Annotated in this window: 10 protein-coding genes and 3 pseudogenes; 9 read left to right on the top strand and 4 right to left on the bottom strand. The window is 68.1% G+C overall.

Translation table 11 applies throughout. The features are described from left to right. Nucleotides 1–233: 233 nt before the first annotated feature. Nucleotides 234–4,250, bottom strand: a complete 4,017-nt coding sequence (locus SLUN_RS37530; RefSeq protein WP_108154314.1) for a WD40 repeat domain-containing protein — start codon at nt 4,248–4,250, stop codon at nt 234–236. Nucleotides 4,251–4,643: 393 nt separating this feature from the next. On the opposite strand from SLUN_RS37530, the gene SLUN_RS37535 reads away from it, so the two are divergent. After that, nucleotides 4,644–5,474, top strand: a complete 831-nt coding sequence (locus SLUN_RS37535; RefSeq protein WP_108154315.1) for an RNA polymerase sigma factor — start codon at nt 4,644–4,646, stop codon at nt 5,472–5,474. A 963-nt stretch (nt 5,475–6,437) separates the two neighbouring features. Continuing rightward, complete coding sequence (locus tag SLUN_RS37540) at nt 6,438–7,922, top strand: S8 family peptidase (protein WP_306610740.1); 1,485 nt, start codon at nt 6,438–6,440, stop codon at nt 7,920–7,922. 15 nt (nt 7,923–7,937) lie between these two features. Here SLUN_RS37540 and SLUN_RS37545 read toward each other — a convergent pair. Further along, a pseudogene (locus SLUN_RS37545) lies at nt 7,938–8,784 on the bottom strand (IS5 family transposase). Between the two features lie 48 nt (nt 8,785–8,832). Here SLUN_RS37545 and SLUN_RS37550 point away from each other — a divergent pair. The 6 genes and pseudogenes from SLUN_RS37550 (at nt 8,833) to SLUN_RS41860 (ending at nt 12,416) form a co-directional block, all read left to right on the top strand. Further along, nucleotides 8,833–9,354 (top strand): TetR-like C-terminal domain-containing protein, encoded by a 522-nt coding sequence (locus tag SLUN_RS37550; RefSeq protein ID WP_170146533.1) that lies wholly within the window; start codon nt 8,833–8,835, stop codon nt 9,352–9,354. A 32-nt stretch (nt 9,355–9,386) separates the two neighbouring features. Then, a complete protein-coding gene (locus SLUN_RS41855) occupies nt 9,387–9,515 on the top strand; it encodes a hypothetical protein (protein WP_257153876.1) in 129 nt (42 codons plus the stop codon). A gap of 180 nt (nt 9,516–9,695) precedes the next feature. Continuing rightward, entirely contained in the window at nt 9,696–10,865 is a 1,170-nt protein-coding gene (locus tag SLUN_RS37555; RefSeq protein ID WP_108154317.1) for a serine/threonine-protein kinase, read from the top strand. A gap of 33 nt (nt 10,866–10,898) precedes the next feature. Then, nucleotides 10,899–11,225 (top strand): annotated as a pseudogene (locus tag SLUN_RS37560) (GGDEF domain-containing protein); the annotation flags it as partial. Nucleotides 11,226–12,079: 854 nt separating this feature from the next. Then, nucleotides 12,080–12,237: pseudogene (locus SLUN_RS42655) on the top strand (IS30 family transposase); the annotation flags it as partial. Further along, nucleotides 12,231–12,416: a galactose oxidase-like domain-containing protein gene (locus SLUN_RS41860; RefSeq protein WP_257153959.1), complete on the top strand. Its 186-nt coding sequence runs from the start codon at nt 12,231–12,233 to the stop codon at nt 12,414–12,416. The pseudogene SLUN_RS42655 and the gene SLUN_RS41860, both read left to right, overlap by 7 nt. A gap of 270 nt (nt 12,417–12,686) precedes the next feature. Here the strand turns inward: SLUN_RS41860 and SLUN_RS37575 are convergent, their stop codons facing one another. Beyond that, the gene (locus SLUN_RS37575) at nt 12,687–12,962 is read right to left on the bottom strand and encodes a hypothetical protein (RefSeq protein WP_108154320.1); all 276 of its coding nucleotides are present in this window, start codon (nt 12,960–12,962) and stop codon (nt 12,687–12,689) included. Between the two features lie 391 nt (nt 12,963–13,353). Further along, nucleotides 13,354–13,791, bottom strand: a complete 438-nt coding sequence (locus SLUN_RS37580; protein ID WP_217505261.1) for a winged helix-turn-helix transcriptional regulator — start codon at nt 13,789–13,791, stop codon at nt 13,354–13,356. 141 nt (nt 13,792–13,932) lie between these two features. Between SLUN_RS37580 and SLUN_RS37585 the strand changes: the two genes are divergently transcribed. Continuing rightward, nucleotides 13,933–14,805: an aldo/keto reductase family oxidoreductase gene (locus tag SLUN_RS37585; RefSeq protein ID WP_108154322.1), complete on the top strand. Its 873-nt coding sequence runs from the start codon at nt 13,933–13,935 to the stop codon at nt 14,803–14,805. Nucleotides 14,806–14,981 lie beyond the last annotated feature (176 nt).

A 14,981-nucleotide genomic window follows, 5' to 3' on the forward strand; every position in this document is an offset into this window, starting at 1 on the left:
ACTGATCGCCCGATCCCTCCCGCAACGACACCGGAACCATGCCTGACCAGCGAAGACTCACCGGCCACATCCAGAAGGACAACGGCTTCCAACTTCCCGGTCTTGGCCTTTATGCAGGCATGAGTTGCTTACGTATCCGCCGGGACAGCTGGCCGTTGAAGCTGTCGATCCGAGCGTTGTCGGGGAAGTACGGCTCTTTGAAGACGAATGCCAGCTGCGCGTTCAGGCGGAGCTCAGGTGAGGCACACGCGGTCAGGTGACTGTCCGGCGAGGTACTCGGAGCGTTCATTCGCGGTGAAATCTCGGCCGACGACCTGGCAGATCCTTCTGATCGCTGCGGCCTGGTCAGGCATGTCTGCATTCCACAGCCGCGCCGTGCCGTCTTCGCTGCTGGTGGCGAGGGTGTGCCCATCGGGGCTGAACGCCACCGACAAGACAGCGTCTGTGTGGCCGGTGAGGGTGGTGCGGGTGCGGCCGGTGGTGGTGTCCCACAGCCGGGCCGTGCCGTCGAAGCTGGCGGTGGCGAGGGTGTGCCCATCGGGGCTGAACGCCACCGCCCCCACGGCGTCTGTGTGGCCGGTGAGGGTGGTGCGGGTGCGGCCGGTGGTGGTGTCCCACAGCCGCGCCGTGCCGTCTTCGCTGCTGGTGGCGAGGGTGTGCCCATCGGCGCTGAACGCCACATAATTCACCCAGGCGTTGTGGCCGGTGAGGGTGGTGCGGGTGCGGCCGGTGGTGGCGTCCCACAACCGCACCGTTTCATCTGAGCTGGCGGTGGCGAGGGTGCGCCCATCGGGGCTGAACGCCACGGACCAGACAGCGTCTGTGTGGCCGGTGAGGGTTTTGCGGGTGCGGCCGGTGGTGGCGTCCCACAACCGCACCGTTTCATCTGAGCTGGCGGTGGCGAGGGTGCGCCCATCGGGGCTGAACGCCACGGACCAGACAGCGTCTGTGTGGCCGGTGAGGGTTTTGCGGGTGCGGCCGGTGGTGGTGTCCCACAGCCGCACCGTACTGTCCTTGCTGGCGGTGGCGAGGGTGTGCCCATCGGGGCTGAACGCCACCGCCCCCACGGCGTCTGTGTGGCCGGTGAGGGTGGTGCGGGTGCGGCCAGCAGTGTCCCACAGCCGGGCCGTGCCGTCTTCGCCGGCGGTGGCGAGGGTGCGCCCATCGGGGCTGAACGCCACCGCCCCCACGGCGTCTGTGTGGCCGGTGAGGGAGGTGCGGGTGCGGCCAGCAGTGTCCCACAGCCGGGCCGTGCCGTCTTCGCCGGCGGTGGCGAGGGTGCGCCCATCGGGGCTGAACGCCACCGAATACACGGTGTCCTTGTGGCCGGTGAGGGTTTTGCGGGTGCGGCCGGTGGTGGTGTCCCACAGCCGCGCCGTGCCGTCTTCGCCGGCGGTGGCGAGGGTGCGCCCATCGGGGCTGAACGCCACCAACCTCACGTCTGTGTGGCCGGTGAGGGTGGTGCGGGTGCGGCCGGTGGAGGCGTCCCACAACTGCGCTGTGTCGTCGAAGCTGGCGGTGGCGAGGGTGCGCCCATCGGGGCTGAACGCCACATAATTCACCCAGTCTTTGTGGCGGGTGAGGGTGGTGTGGGTGCGGCCAGTGTTGGCGTCCCACAGCCGCACCGTAGTGTCCTTGCTGGCGGTGGCGAGGGTGCGTCCATCAGGGCTGAACGCCACCGCCCCCACGGCGTCCTTGTGGCCGGTGAGGGTGGTGCGGGTGCGGCCGGTGGTGATGTCCCACAGCCGTACCGTTTGGTCTTCGCTGCTGGTGGCGAGGGTGCGCCCATCGGGGCTGAACGCCACCGAATACACGGTGTCCTTGTGGCCGGTGAGGGTTTTGCGGGTGCGGCCGGTGGTGGTGTCCCACAGCCGCGCCGTGCCGTCTTCGCCGGCGGTGGCGAGGGTGCGCCCATCGGGGCTGAACGCCACCGAATACACGGTGTCCTTGTGGCCGGTGAGGGTTTTGCGGGTGCGGCCGGTGGTGGTGTCCCACAGCCGCGCCGTGCCGTCTTCGCCGGCGGTCGCGATAGTGCGCCCATCACGACTGAACGCCACCGAAAACACGATGTCCTCGTGGCCGGTGAGGCGGCGGTGCAGGGGGAGTTCTGCTGCCGCATAGAGGCTGGCGGTTGCTTCGGTGGTGGCGCTGGTCCGGTAGGCGTGGACGGCCAGTAGGGAAGCCAGGTCGGGGTTGGTGTCGATGAGCGCGTCGGACCGGGCGGCGAGTTGCTTGGACAGCGCCTGTTCTTGGGCGGTAAGTGCGGTTCCGCGTTGTCGGTAGGCCAGTGAGGCGGCGGCCATGGCGAGGACGAGCAGGATGGTGAGGGCTGTGGTGAAGGCTTGTCGTCGACGGGTGGTGCGGGCCTCGGCTTTGACGCTTGCGTCGAGGAAGTCCTCTTCCTGCCGGGCGAGGGTGGGGTAGCGGTCGGGGTCGGTGTTCCAGTGCTGTCGGGCGTTGGTGACCGCGGTGAGGCGTTGTCCCCGGTAGAGGTAGGAGGCGTCGTGGTGGTTGCCGGCCCAGTCGGCGGCGTCCTCGGCCAGCTGGCTGTACAGGGCACGGTTGGCCGGGTCGTCCTCGAGCCAGCCGCGTAAGCGTCCCCAGGCGTGCAGCAGGGTGTCGTGGGTGATCTGCGCGGTGTTCTCGCCCACCACGATCAGGCGTTGGGCGGCGAAGGCCTCCACGACGTCCTGAACCTCGGAGGCGGCGTCGTCGTGCCGGTAGGGCATGGGGCGGCGGACGGCCTGCCCGTCAGAGGTGATCCTGGTGAGGCGGAGGAACACTTTGCGGGCGGCGGCCTGCTGAGCGGGGGTGAGGTCGCTGTAGACGGCTTCGGCGCTGGTCTGGATGGCGTGGGCGACACCGCCGGACAGCTCGTAGCCGCGGCTGGTCAGCTCGTTGCCTTCGCGGTGCTGCCAGGTGACGCGCATCGCTTCCGACAGCAGCGGCAGCGCCCCCACCTCGTACCCGCCGTCGGTTAGGGAGGTCGGCAGGTCGGCGAGAATGGCGTCGACCAGAGAGGGCGCGATCTGCAGGCCCGCACGTTCCGCAGGTCCGGTGATGGTCAGCCGCAGCTGAGGCGCGGTCATCGGCCCGACCAGGAACAGCCCGTCGGTTGCCGCCTCGGCCAGCTCGGGGTAGGCCGCGCAGGCGGGCAGGAAATCGGAGCGGATCACCGCGATGACCAACGCGGCCGGCTCCCCGTCCGGCCCGCACGGCAAGGTGGCCGCCGCGTGCAGAGCCGCGATCACATCCGCGCGCTGCCGCTCCGCCGAATCAACAGAACCGGGGCCGGAGCTGGGACCGGAGCCAGGGCTGGAGTCGGGTTGGGGGGCGCCGGGGAGGGTGAACAGCTGCTCGAACGGGTCGACCACCAGCACCAGCCGGTCGCCCGTGCTGCCCGCGGTCGTCTGTGCCGTGGCCGCGTGGGCGTCCACCACGTCCCGTACCACCGTGTGCGCCCGCTCCGGGGCGCTCTCCAGCACTTTACGGATTGACCCGGGGTCGCGCCCGGCGACTTTGGCCAGCGCCCGCGCCAGCTCGTCGCGGGGCTGGGAGGTGGGATGCATCACCGCAACCGGCCACCGGGCCGACTCCGCGCTCAGCGCGCCGTCAGCGAGCGCGGGCAGCAGCCCCGCGCGCACCAGTGAGGACTTACCTGCCCCCGAGGCGCCGCTGACCATCAAGATCCCGGGCCGGTCCAACCGGTCGGCGAGGGTGTGCACCAGCTGTGCGGTCAGCTTCTCCCGCCCGTAGAACACCTTCGCCTGCCCCTGCCCGAACGGCGCCAGTCCCAAGTAAGGACACTGATCCGCCCGCCGGCCGTCAGCCGCCGTCTCCTCAGCCGTCTGCCCGGCCCGCTCCTGCTGCTCTGCCGAGTGCGGTGCAGGCTGCTGCGGTGCCGACGGGTCGGTGTCGGGCGGGGAGCTGCGGGCGGCCCGCAGCCACTGCCGCCACTGCTCCTCATCCAGCAGACCCGCAATGCCCCCTTCCTGGGGCACCCGCCGGCCGCGGCAGTGCTCGATCAGGACCCGTATCAGAACGAGGAACGCCACCTCCGAATCGGGCAGATGCCGGCCCCGCTTCCAGTCGCTGAGCCTGCGCCCCGAGACCGGCCGGCCCCGGCCGGCCGGCCGACGCCGGTTGGCCTCGGCCACCGCACTCTTCAGCGGAAGATCCGCCGTCAGCTCCAGCAGCTCCTCTAATCGCTCGGCGAACAACCGCCGCGGCGTCGGCTCCGCTTGCTCCATAACCACCCCTGGCAGAACGCTTTCCGGACCGGTCCGGACCGGAAAGCCACCGTAGGAACACCACCAGGACCTACGCCCCCACTGTGACCAAACTGATGCGCGCTGTTACGCGATCGATGGCTCAATGTGCAGGCACCGGCTGCAGCCTCCGCATGGCCCCGGCGCGCACCGACCGCCGCAACGGCACCGCAACACACCCCATCCAGCCGCCACAGCGACACCAGCCACGGGAGAGAACCGTCATGCACGCTCCTCCGCACCCGCGCTTTGTGGCCGTCCTGGCCGCCGCGCTCATCGCCCTGGTGAACACCGGCTGCCGGCCCAAGGACCCGCCCGCCGACCTGGCCTGGTGCCCCCACCCACTTCCGCCTATTCGAAAGGCCTTGGTGACGCATGCCCGTTGATAATGCTGTCTCCCAGTCCGACGCCGAACTCACCGCTGCACTCAGGGAGTTAGCGTCCGATGCCCCGGTGGAGGAGCTGTACCGGCGACACCGTACGGCGGTTCTCTCCTACGCTCGTAGGTGCTGCCGTGATCCGCACACTGCCGAGGACCTGGTTTCGGAAGCCTTCGCCCGCACGCTGCAGGCGGTGCGGTCCGGCGGCGGTCCGGAAGCCGCCTGGCTCCCGTACCTGCGCACCGTCGTCCGCCGTATCGCCGTCGACTGGGCGGGCACGGCCCGCCGTACCGAGCTGTCGGCCGACTTCGAGCACTGGCTCGCCAACCTGCCCGACACCCCCCAGACGGAGGGCGGCGAGGAGCGGATACTGCGCTTGGAGGACACCTCTATTGTCCTGCGCGCGTTCCGCTCGCTGCCCGAGCGGTGGCAGGCCGTCTTATGGCACACCGTCGTCGAGGAGGAACCCGCCACGCAGGTCGGCCCGCTGCTGGGCGTGGGCGCGAGCGGTGTCGGCTCGCTGGCGTCCCGGGCCAGGGAAGGGCTGCGCGAGGCCTACCTGGCCGCGCATGCCGAAAGCGCCTCCGTGAGCGAGGAGTGCCGCCACTACGGCTCCCTGCTCGGGGCCGTCGTGCGCCGCACCGGCTGCCGGCCGAACAAGGACCTCGACCGGCACCTCGCGCAGTGCACGCACTGCCGCAGCGCGCTGATCGACCTCACCGACCTCAACCAACGACTGGGCTCGGCACTGTCGGCCGGGTCCTGCTGCGGGGCGGCTCAGCGTACGTGGCGGCCCAATGGCCGACGCCCGCGCGAGCGCCGCTGAGGCGGCGACGGCACCCGGCACACCGCACCGCGGTACCGGGTAGTGGCCATCGGTCGGGCTCCCCAACCCACATGTGCGCCGTCGCCGGTGGCGTGATCGCCACCATCGGGATTGCCCTCCTTATCCTGGCGACACCGTTCCGTGACCACGGCAAGGGTTCCCGGCCCTTGCAGGCATCCAAGTCGCCTCAGACGTTCACCGAGTAGCCGCCGCCTGCCGCGGTCACGACAGTCGAGAAACCGGGCGCCGGCCGAAGAGCTCTACCAGGGGTCGTCACCTGGTCGGGCACCTTCCGCAACGCGGGAAGCACCACCCAGTGCGTCGAGCCTGCTGGCACGGCAACCGTCCAGAACACGTGCGACGGAAGCAAGGACCAAATCTGGGAGGCCGTGTCGTTCAAGGAGAAGCCGGACTAAGAGGGCGTTTCATCATCCTTCGGGGCGTGTTGACTGAGATGTGCCTGATACAGCGTCGCCAACGCTTTGCCTGAAACAGATTCAAAGACGGGTTCTGACCGCTCGGCGAACAACTGCCGCGGCGTCGACTCCCCATGTCCCATAACCACCCCTGCCCGAACACGGTCCGGACCGGTCCGGACCGGAAAACCCTCCGTAGGACCGCCGCCAGGGGCAACACCCCTGCTGTGACACAACCGGGACGCGCTCTTCCGCAATTTGGTGGCTCAATCAGCAGGCACCGGCCGGGTTCCGACCTTCGCAACTGCACCGGCCGCACGGCACCCCCATCCCGTCCGGGTGCGGACACACACCCGCTCGGTGCCGTCGACGGTCATCCCCGCGGTCGTCATGGGCAGCCAGCCGCGACCCACGGGGCGGTCGTCGATCGGTGGGACATCACCCCCCCCACACGACCCGGCTTTCGGCATACCCCGGGAATCCGGTCCACTCGAAAGGGAACCACGTGAACGGCACACACCGAAAAACTCGCCACGGGCGAATACTTGTGGCCTCCGCCCTGGGCGTCGCGCTTCTCGGCGGCGCGGCCGTGGCCAACGCCATGGCGGGAGACGAGTCCCCTTCGGCAGTTCCCATGGCGCCCGCCTCACCGCAGGCCGCGCCGTCGGCTGGGCAGTCCGACGCTCTGATCGTCGGCTACAAGTCGAAGGCGGCCGGGGCGCGTTCGGACACGGCGGTACGCGAGGACACCCAGGCGGTGGCCGCACAGACCGACGAGAAGCTGTCGTTCGACCGCCGTCTGGGCACCGGTACGGTGCTGGTGGACCTAGGTGAAAAACAGCCGGCCAAGGACGTCGCCGAGGTGATGGACCAGTTCCGGGCCGACCCGGACGTGGCTTTCGTCGTCCCGGACCGCACAGTGCAGGCCGCGGCGATCGCCGCACCCAGCAACCCCAACGACCCGCGCCTGGGCGAGCAGTGGGAACTGACCGAGGCCCAAGCGGGCATGAATGTGCGTGACGCGTGGCGTACGTCCACCGGCCGGGGGGTGACGGTCGCGGTCCTTGACACGGGTATCGCCGCGCACTCCGACTTGGCCGCCAACACCGTCGCCGGGTACGACTTCATCACCGACGCGTTCACGGCGAAGGACGGCGGCGGCCGCGACAACGACGCCTCCGACCCGGGTGACGCCAGCAAACAGGGTGAGTGCAAAGACCCCCTGGGGAACCCCTTGCCGGCGGCGCCCTCCTCCTGGCACGGCACTCATGTCGCAGGCACCGTGGCCGCCGTGGCCGACAACGGCAAGGGTGTCGTAGGCGTCGCCCACGGCGCGAGGGTGCAGCCGGTGCGGGTGCTGGGCCGCTGCGGCGGGTCGACCTCCGACATCATCGACGCCATCACCTGGGCCTCCGGCGGAGCCGTCCCTGGCGTACCCGCCAACGGGACCCCGGCACAGGTCATCAACATGAGTCTGGGCGGCGGGGGAGCCTGCGACCCGGCGACGCAGGGCGCCATCGACGGCGCCGTCCAGCGCGGCACCACCGTCGTCGTTGCCGCCGGCAACGAATCCAGCGATGCCGCCAATTCCTCCCCCGCCAGCTGCAACAACGTCATCACCGTCGCTGCCACCAACCGCGCCGGTGACAAGGCCGGATACTCCAACTTCGGCAATGCCGTGGACATCTCGGCACCCGGCGGTGAGACGTCGCCGAACTCCGCCGACGGCATCCTGTCTACCCTGAACTCCGGCACCGACGCGCCCGCCGCCGAGAGCTTCGCGTTCTACCAGGGCACCAGCATGGCCGCCCCGCACATCGCCGGCCTGGCCGCCCTGCTGAAGGCTGCCAGGCCCGCGCTCGCGCCAGCCGAGATCGAGAGGGCCATCAAGGACAACGCGCGCCCCCTGCCCGGCGCGTGTGCGGGCGGTTGCGGCAGCGGGCTCGCCGACGCCGCCAGGACCGTCGCCAGCGCCGCGGGGGGCGCCGCTCCCGCGGAGGATCCGGCGTCGCCGCCGGCAGAAGACGACTAGGTTCTGTTTCTCGGATCATGTGCGGAGCCAGATGACCAGAGATGTGACGGTGACGGTCCCGAGGTAGATGTAGGCGCGCTTGTCGTATCGAGTGGCCACGGCCCGGTGGTTCTTGAGGCGATTGATCGCCCGCTCAACGACGTTGCGCTTCTTGTACCGTTGTTTGTCGAATCCGGTCGGCCGCCCGCCAGTTGAGCCGCGCCTTCGACGGTTTGCCCGCTGGTCACGGGGTTCGGGGATCGTGTGCCGGATCTTGCGCTGTCGCAGGTAGGAGCGGTTCCTGCGGGAGCTGTAAGCCGGCCCGGCCCGATACGGGGTACGCGGATCTTCTCCAGTACAGCCTCGAACTGCGTGCTGTCGCCGTACTGTCCGGGTGTCAGCAGCGTCGACAGCGGGCGGCACCAGCCCTCGGCCGACAGGTGGATCTTGGTGCTGAAGCCGCCCCGTGAGCGGCCTAAGCACTCGCCTGTCTGACCACCTCCGCCAGCCGGACGGACAGACTCCGCCACACCGGATCGCCCCGGTTCGTCCTGCCGTGGGCCCCCTTTGAAGGGGGAAACTCCGGTGGGGCGGCGTGGGGCGCCCCGGCCGCGTGCTGGTGGGCCCGTGCGGTGGTGGAGTCCACCGACACGTCCCAGTCGATCCCGCCGACAGCGTCCTCAGCCGCTTGGACCTGCGCCAGCAGGCGCTCCCAGGTTCCATCGGCCGACCAGCGGCGATGCCGCTTGTACACCGTCTCCCACGGCCCGAACCGTTCCGGCAGGTCACGCCACTGAACCCCCGTTCGGACCCGGAACAGGACACCGTCGATCACCTTGCGGTGATCACTCCAGCGACCACCACGAGTCCCACCGCGAGGCAGAAGCGGCTCAAGCCTCTCCCATAGCGGGGCGGGGACCGGCTGCGCAACATGGCCGCCGGCGAGCTCGCGGTCACCAGCGGGATGAGGCTGCGGGAGTTCAGCTGCCCGCTGAACATCGAGGTGGCCGCCCCGCGCCCGGACCGGCAGCCCGCCACGGTCGAGCTGCAGGCGATCGCGAAATACGGGTTCGCCCGCCAGACGGCCGCCCAGCATCCGGTGCTGCGGTCGCTGGATCTGTACCGGCGCACCGAGCGGGCCGCCGTGGTGGCCCGCAGCGGGCGCGCCTTGTGGGCGAGGCGGGCGGAGCTGTTCATCGTCGACTCGGTGGATACGGCGCGGATGCGGCTGTCCGGGTATCTCGAGACCACCGACCCGTTCGCCGAACTCCACCAGCGCGGTGCCGCCTACATCAGGTTCGGGCTCGACCACCCTCTGCGCTACCGCCTGGTCGCCACCGGACCTGCGACCGCCGCCACCCAACAGGTCGCCGACGCCTGCTTCCGATTCCTTCGGGACACAGTGCAGCAATGCGTTGACGTCGGCATCCTCCACGGCGACGTCACGCGCTGACCCGGGGCATCTGCGCCTGCCTGCACGGCGCGGTGTCCCTGCTGATCCTCCAGCCGACCTCAAGCTGGCCCGACGACATTGCCCAGTTCGCGGACGACGTCGCCACCGTCGCCTGCCAGGGCGCCGCCGCCCTCTCGCGGGCCACTGCGGACCCTGGATGAGAAGCCCTACCCGAGGCAGGCGTAGCAATCCGCAGCATGAGCGTCGAGCGGTAACCTGAGGTCACCGGAGGCGGCTGTGGTGCCGTTCCTGACTGGGGTGGGCGGTAATCGGCTGTTGGTCTGGGCTGTGGGTGTGGGTGTGGGTGGAAGGCATTGGGTCGAACACGAGAGGGGTGGGGTGTGCTTCCCAGTGATGAGCAGCGGCTGATCGCCGGCCGGTACCTTCTCACTGAACGGCTGGGCAGCGGCGGCATGGGCACGGTCTGGCGCGCCACGGACCGGCTGCTGGAGCGCACGGTCGCGGTCAAGGAGCTTCTTCTCGGGGGCGAGGGCGAGGAGCCCGCCGCCCAGCTGCGCCGGGTGTTGCGGGAGGCCCGTACGATCGCCCGCGTCTCCCACCCCAACGTGGTGGACATCTACGACCTGGTCGACTTCGAGAACCGGCTGTGGATCGTGATGGAACTCGTGGACGGCCCGTCGCTCGCCCATCACCTTGCCTCTGTCGGCCCGATGTCTCCGTCCCAGGCCGCCGGGGTTGGTCTGCAACTCCTCGACGCCTTGGAGGCAGTGCACGCGGTCGGCGCCCTGCACAGGGATGTGAAGCCGGCCAACGTCCTCCTGCGCCGCGACGGCAGCGTTGTGCTATGCGATTTCGGCATCGCGGCCTTGGCCGACGGTGAACCGCTGACCACCGCCGGCGGGCTGGTCGGTTCCTTCGAGTTCATCGCCCCCGAACGGCTGCACGGCCAGCCGGTGGGCCCACCCAGCGACCTGTTCTCGGTGGGCACCACATTGTGCGTGCTGGTCTCCGGCCGCTCCCCGTTCGTCCGACCGGAGCCCGCCGCCGTCCTGCACGCCGTGGCCAACGAGCGACGTGAGATTCCGGAGAGTACGGGCAGCCTGCAACCGCTCATCGAGAGCCTATTGCACAAGGATCCCAGCAAGCGTCCCTCGATAGCGGAGGCGGCCCACGCGCTGCGATCGGTACACGCCCTGGAGCCGGATACGCCTCAGAAGACCCTGCGGGCTCCCACCATCCACCCGCGCCGTCCCCGTCGGTGGATACGCTGGGCGGTGCCGCTGATCGCCGCTCTGCTGCTGACGGCTGGTGGTGCCACCGCATTTCTGGTGAGGCATGGGCCCAATCAGTCCCGTGGTGAGCCTGGCCCGGCGCACGCCAAGCAACCGTCGGTGAATGATGCTGTGATGCAGACGCCTGATGACAGGAATCAGTATTGGGTGTTCTCCGGGGATCAGTACGTCCTTATCGAGGTCAGTGACGGCCAGCACGCCGACAAGCGAATCCTCGGACCCCGCCCACTCGCCAACTGGGCCAGCAACTTCCAGTGAGGGGAAGAGGGGGCCACCAGCTGTCGATGGTGGAGACTGAACACGTCAGTATCTGACGGCGACACCGTTGCACGGCTCGGCGGCGACGTCTTCGTCATCCTCGCGCACCACATCACCCCCGCCAAAGCCGCCGACTACGCCGCCAGACTGCGCAACGCCGTCATCCTGCCCTACAGGATCGACGGACACGGTGTACGGGTCGGCATCAGCATCGGGATCGCCTGGGCCAGCTGCGAAAACCCCGTCGAAGACACACTCCGCGCAGCAGACGAGGCGATGTACGAAAACAAACGATCCCGCTCCCCGCAGCCCGGTAGTTGGCGACCGACAACGACCGAGGACCTCCGCCAACAGCGGTGAACAAAGTGTCCACCGCCGTCACACACCCCCTCATACGGGACGGCGCTGAAGGAGCGAGACGAGGCCAGCAAAACGATTCACTGTGAGGCGAGCTCATGCTGCTCGGGCATCGCTGGTGGTGCCTTCGCCGTTGTCCGGGGTCCATGGGGTGAGGGGAATGCCGTGGGCCATCCAGTTGTGGAAGGCCTCGGCGGTGTAGAGAGTGCAGCTGCCGAGGAGCCGGCCTGGCTGGCGGAAGTTCCTGTTCAGTTTGAGGACTAGGTGGCGGCCGCCTGCCTGGTCCGAACTCCAAGGTCCAGGTGGACAGGGCGCTGGCAGGCGTCGAGGGTTTCGCGGGGGCTGCTCCAGTTGAAGTTCACGTGTTCTTTGCCTGGTGTGAGAGCGAGCCGGAGTCGTCCCTTGCGATGAGCGTCAACGGTGTAAAACAGCCAGACCATAGCGCCGTAGACGCTTTCTCGCTGTTCGATGTGGATGCAGGAGAGGGGGCCGTACTGCAGTTCCACAATGGTTCCGCAGGGGCATCTCACATCGGCTTCGAGTCCGCCGCGGGGAACGAACTGCTGCTGTTCGGACAGGCCGCGGCGCCATTGCTGGTTCCACGGTCCCTCACCACGGACGCGCGGGGCGCCCAGCGGCGCCCCGCACTTGGGGCCGGTCTTGCTGGAGGGCGTCACATGGCCTTGAGCTGTGTGTCGAGCCAGGTCACCGCCCGCTGCGTGAGGGGCGGGGACTGGAAACGGAGTATCAGCCACCGCGCCAGTCGCCGACCCTACTGGATCGCGCTTCAGATCCATCGGTGGTTGCGAACGCCTCGGAAGAAGAGCGTTCGGACGCCCAAGTACGCCCCCAACAAGATGCCCACTGCCTGAAGAAGCGGTACTTCGAGCTGCTCAGGGAGGGCTACAAGGGTGCGGTTGCCGCCCGGGTGGTGGGGGTCTCGGCCAGCTGCGGCTCGAACTGGTTCATCGAAACTGGAAGCATGATCGTCCCCGACCCCGGTCCGATATCACCGGCTTCCGACCTTCCGCGCCTGGCGCCAACGCATACGAACTCCAGATCCCGGCCGACCCCGGAGTCACGCTGCCAGGCCCATACATGCCTTTCGCGCTCAACAAGCAGGGCGTCCCCAGCAAAGCCGCACTCCTCACCATCAATGAGGGCGTCGCACACATCAACTCCGTGACGAAGTGAAGGAGTCCGGAAATCCGGAGTCGAGCGGCCCCTGGATTCGTTCCATGGGCCGTCCTACTGCCGGGGCAGGTGAGTGCCGGACCTCTTTTCAGATGTCGGCCGGTAGTTGCCCTGCAGATCGGTGAATTCGCGGGGAGGTGGGTGACCCGCTCCCGCCTCGGGGACAACGAGGCGGAAGCGGGAGTACCGGGGGCGGCGTTGGGCTGTCCGACGCGTTCGACCCGTGCGTTTCGGATCAGCTTCGCGCCCCGCTCACTCACTCCTGACGGCCTAGCAGCCCAGGCGCTCTTGGTTTGCAATGGTCTGGCGCACTAATTCTTGCTGCCTGGCGATCCTGGCCTCCTTGTTGGGGAAGTTGTTGCGTTCTTCGTTGATGATGAACACGTCGCTGTCCGACAAGAAATTCTCCGCTGCAAGGCAGAACTGCGACACTCGGTTGTCGCTCTCCTGGCTGGCGTTCCCGGTTCCTGTCATCGCGAATGCAGTACCACCCACCAGTGCGGCGGTACTGACGAGCAGAACGATCTTCTTCTTCTTGCTGGTCATTTTCTTTCGGGACACGGGTAACTCCGTCCTCGATGGCGAAACACGGTCGGATTTCGATCCGTGTGCCAGGGAGTACGCTCCACGCCCGGTTTCTGTTCAGCATCCTTGGTCAATTTTCTCGAATGCCACATCACATCCGCCGACGAGGGTCGTTTGAATCACAAAAGGGTATGCGAAACTGACGCACGCTGCGTACCGAATGAATTCCCGTATGCCGTGCGTTGACTTCGAAGACGAGCTAGCGCGTACCACAACGGTCCACCACCGGTTACTGATGAAGACGGTGTCCGGGGGCGGCCATCCCGCTGCTTTGCCAACGCTTTGCCGGCTCTTCGCAGTTGAGGGTGTAGCGCTGAGAACATAGAGCTGTTGGACGGTTGGATGTGAGTCGTCAGGAGGTGCGAGCGTCGTAGTTCTCGCGGTTTGCGAGGACCTCGGCCATGTGTGTCTGCGCCCAGTTTCTGAGCCCGCGCGTCATGTGGTGGAGCGAGAGGCCGAGGTCGGTCAGCTCGTAGGAGACGGTGACAGGGACGGTTGGCGTCACGGTACGGGTGAGCAGACCATCGTGCTCCAGCGACCGCAGCGTCTGGGTCAGCATCTTCTGGCTGACCCCGGCCAGAAGACGAGAGATCTCGGAGTAACGCATCGCCTTCGGAGCGTCTGCGTGTGCTGCACCGGGCTGGCCGGGGCTGTTGTCGCCGCCCAGCGCACACAGGATCAGGACGACCCACTTGTCCGAGATTCGGTCGAGCAGCTGCCGGCTGGGGCATGCTGCCAGGAACGCGTTGTACTCCACCTTGGCCTGAGCCCTCTTCTGGGCCGCCTTCATCGTCGTCACTGATCGCACCTCTCACCAATGGGTGGGTTACGCACTCCCAAGTGCCTACTTCCCGACAGGAAGTTTCTCTCCAATGCTGATGCAGGGAGGCAGCAGGCGCCACCCCCCAAGTGCACGACGAAAGGCAACAGGATGAGCACACCCTCCCTCTCTCTTCCCGGCGGCATCTGGACTCTGGGTGACCTGACCGTCACCCGGTTCGGCTACGGCGCCATGCAACTGGCCGGCCCGTGGGTTATGGGGCCGCCCGCCGATCGCGAGGGTGCCCTGGCCGTGCTGCGTGAAGCGGTCGACCTTGGTATCACCCACATTGACACCAGCGACGCCTACGGGCCGCGGGTCACCAACGAGTTGATCTGCGAGGCACTGCACCCCTATCCCGAGTCGCTGCACATCGTGACCAAGGTGGGCGCGACCCGCGACGAACAGGGTGGCTGGCCCACGGCCCGGCGACCCGAAGATCTGCGTCGCCAGGTCCACGACAATCTCAAGTCCCTCCGGCTCGACGTACTCGACCTGGTCAACCTCCGACTCGGCAACGCCGAAGGTCCCCAGCCCGGCTCGCTCGCCGAGGCGTTCGAGACGCTCGTGGAACTCCAGCAGCAGGGCCTGATCCGCCACCTCGGGGTCAGCAACGCCACCGAGGAGCAGGTCATCGAGGCACAGAGCATCGCGCCGATCGTGTGCGTGCAGAACATGTACAACCTCGCCCACCGCCACGACGACAAGCTCATCGACCGGCTCGCCACCGACGGCGTCGCGTACGTGCCCTTCTTCCCCCTCGGGGGCTTTACCCCGCTTCAGTCCTCGGCGCTCTCGGCGGTCGCCGCTCGACTGGAGGCGACACAGATGTCCGTCGCACTGGCCTGGCTGCTGCAGCGATCACCGAACATCCTGCTCATCCCCGGCACGTCATCGACAGCGCACCTGCGCGAGAACATCGCCGGCGCGGGACTCTCCCTCTCTCATGAGGACTTGACCGAGCTGGACGACATCGGCCGCTGAATGCCCCGTAGCTGAACGGCCCACAAGCCACGACCGAAGCCACCGTTCAAGTTTCGGCCCCGGTCACCTTCGCGCGACCGGGGCCGAAGCAGGACGATTCGCCCTCACCTGGTTGACTTCAGATCATCAACCGTCAGGAACTTGTGTCCACCGGCGGTGGCAGCTCACCCCGCGTC

Source organism: Streptomyces lunaelactis (genome assembly GCF_003054555.1).
Lineage (GTDB): Bacteria > Actinomycetota > Actinomycetes > Streptomycetales > Streptomycetaceae > Streptomyces > Streptomyces lunaelactis.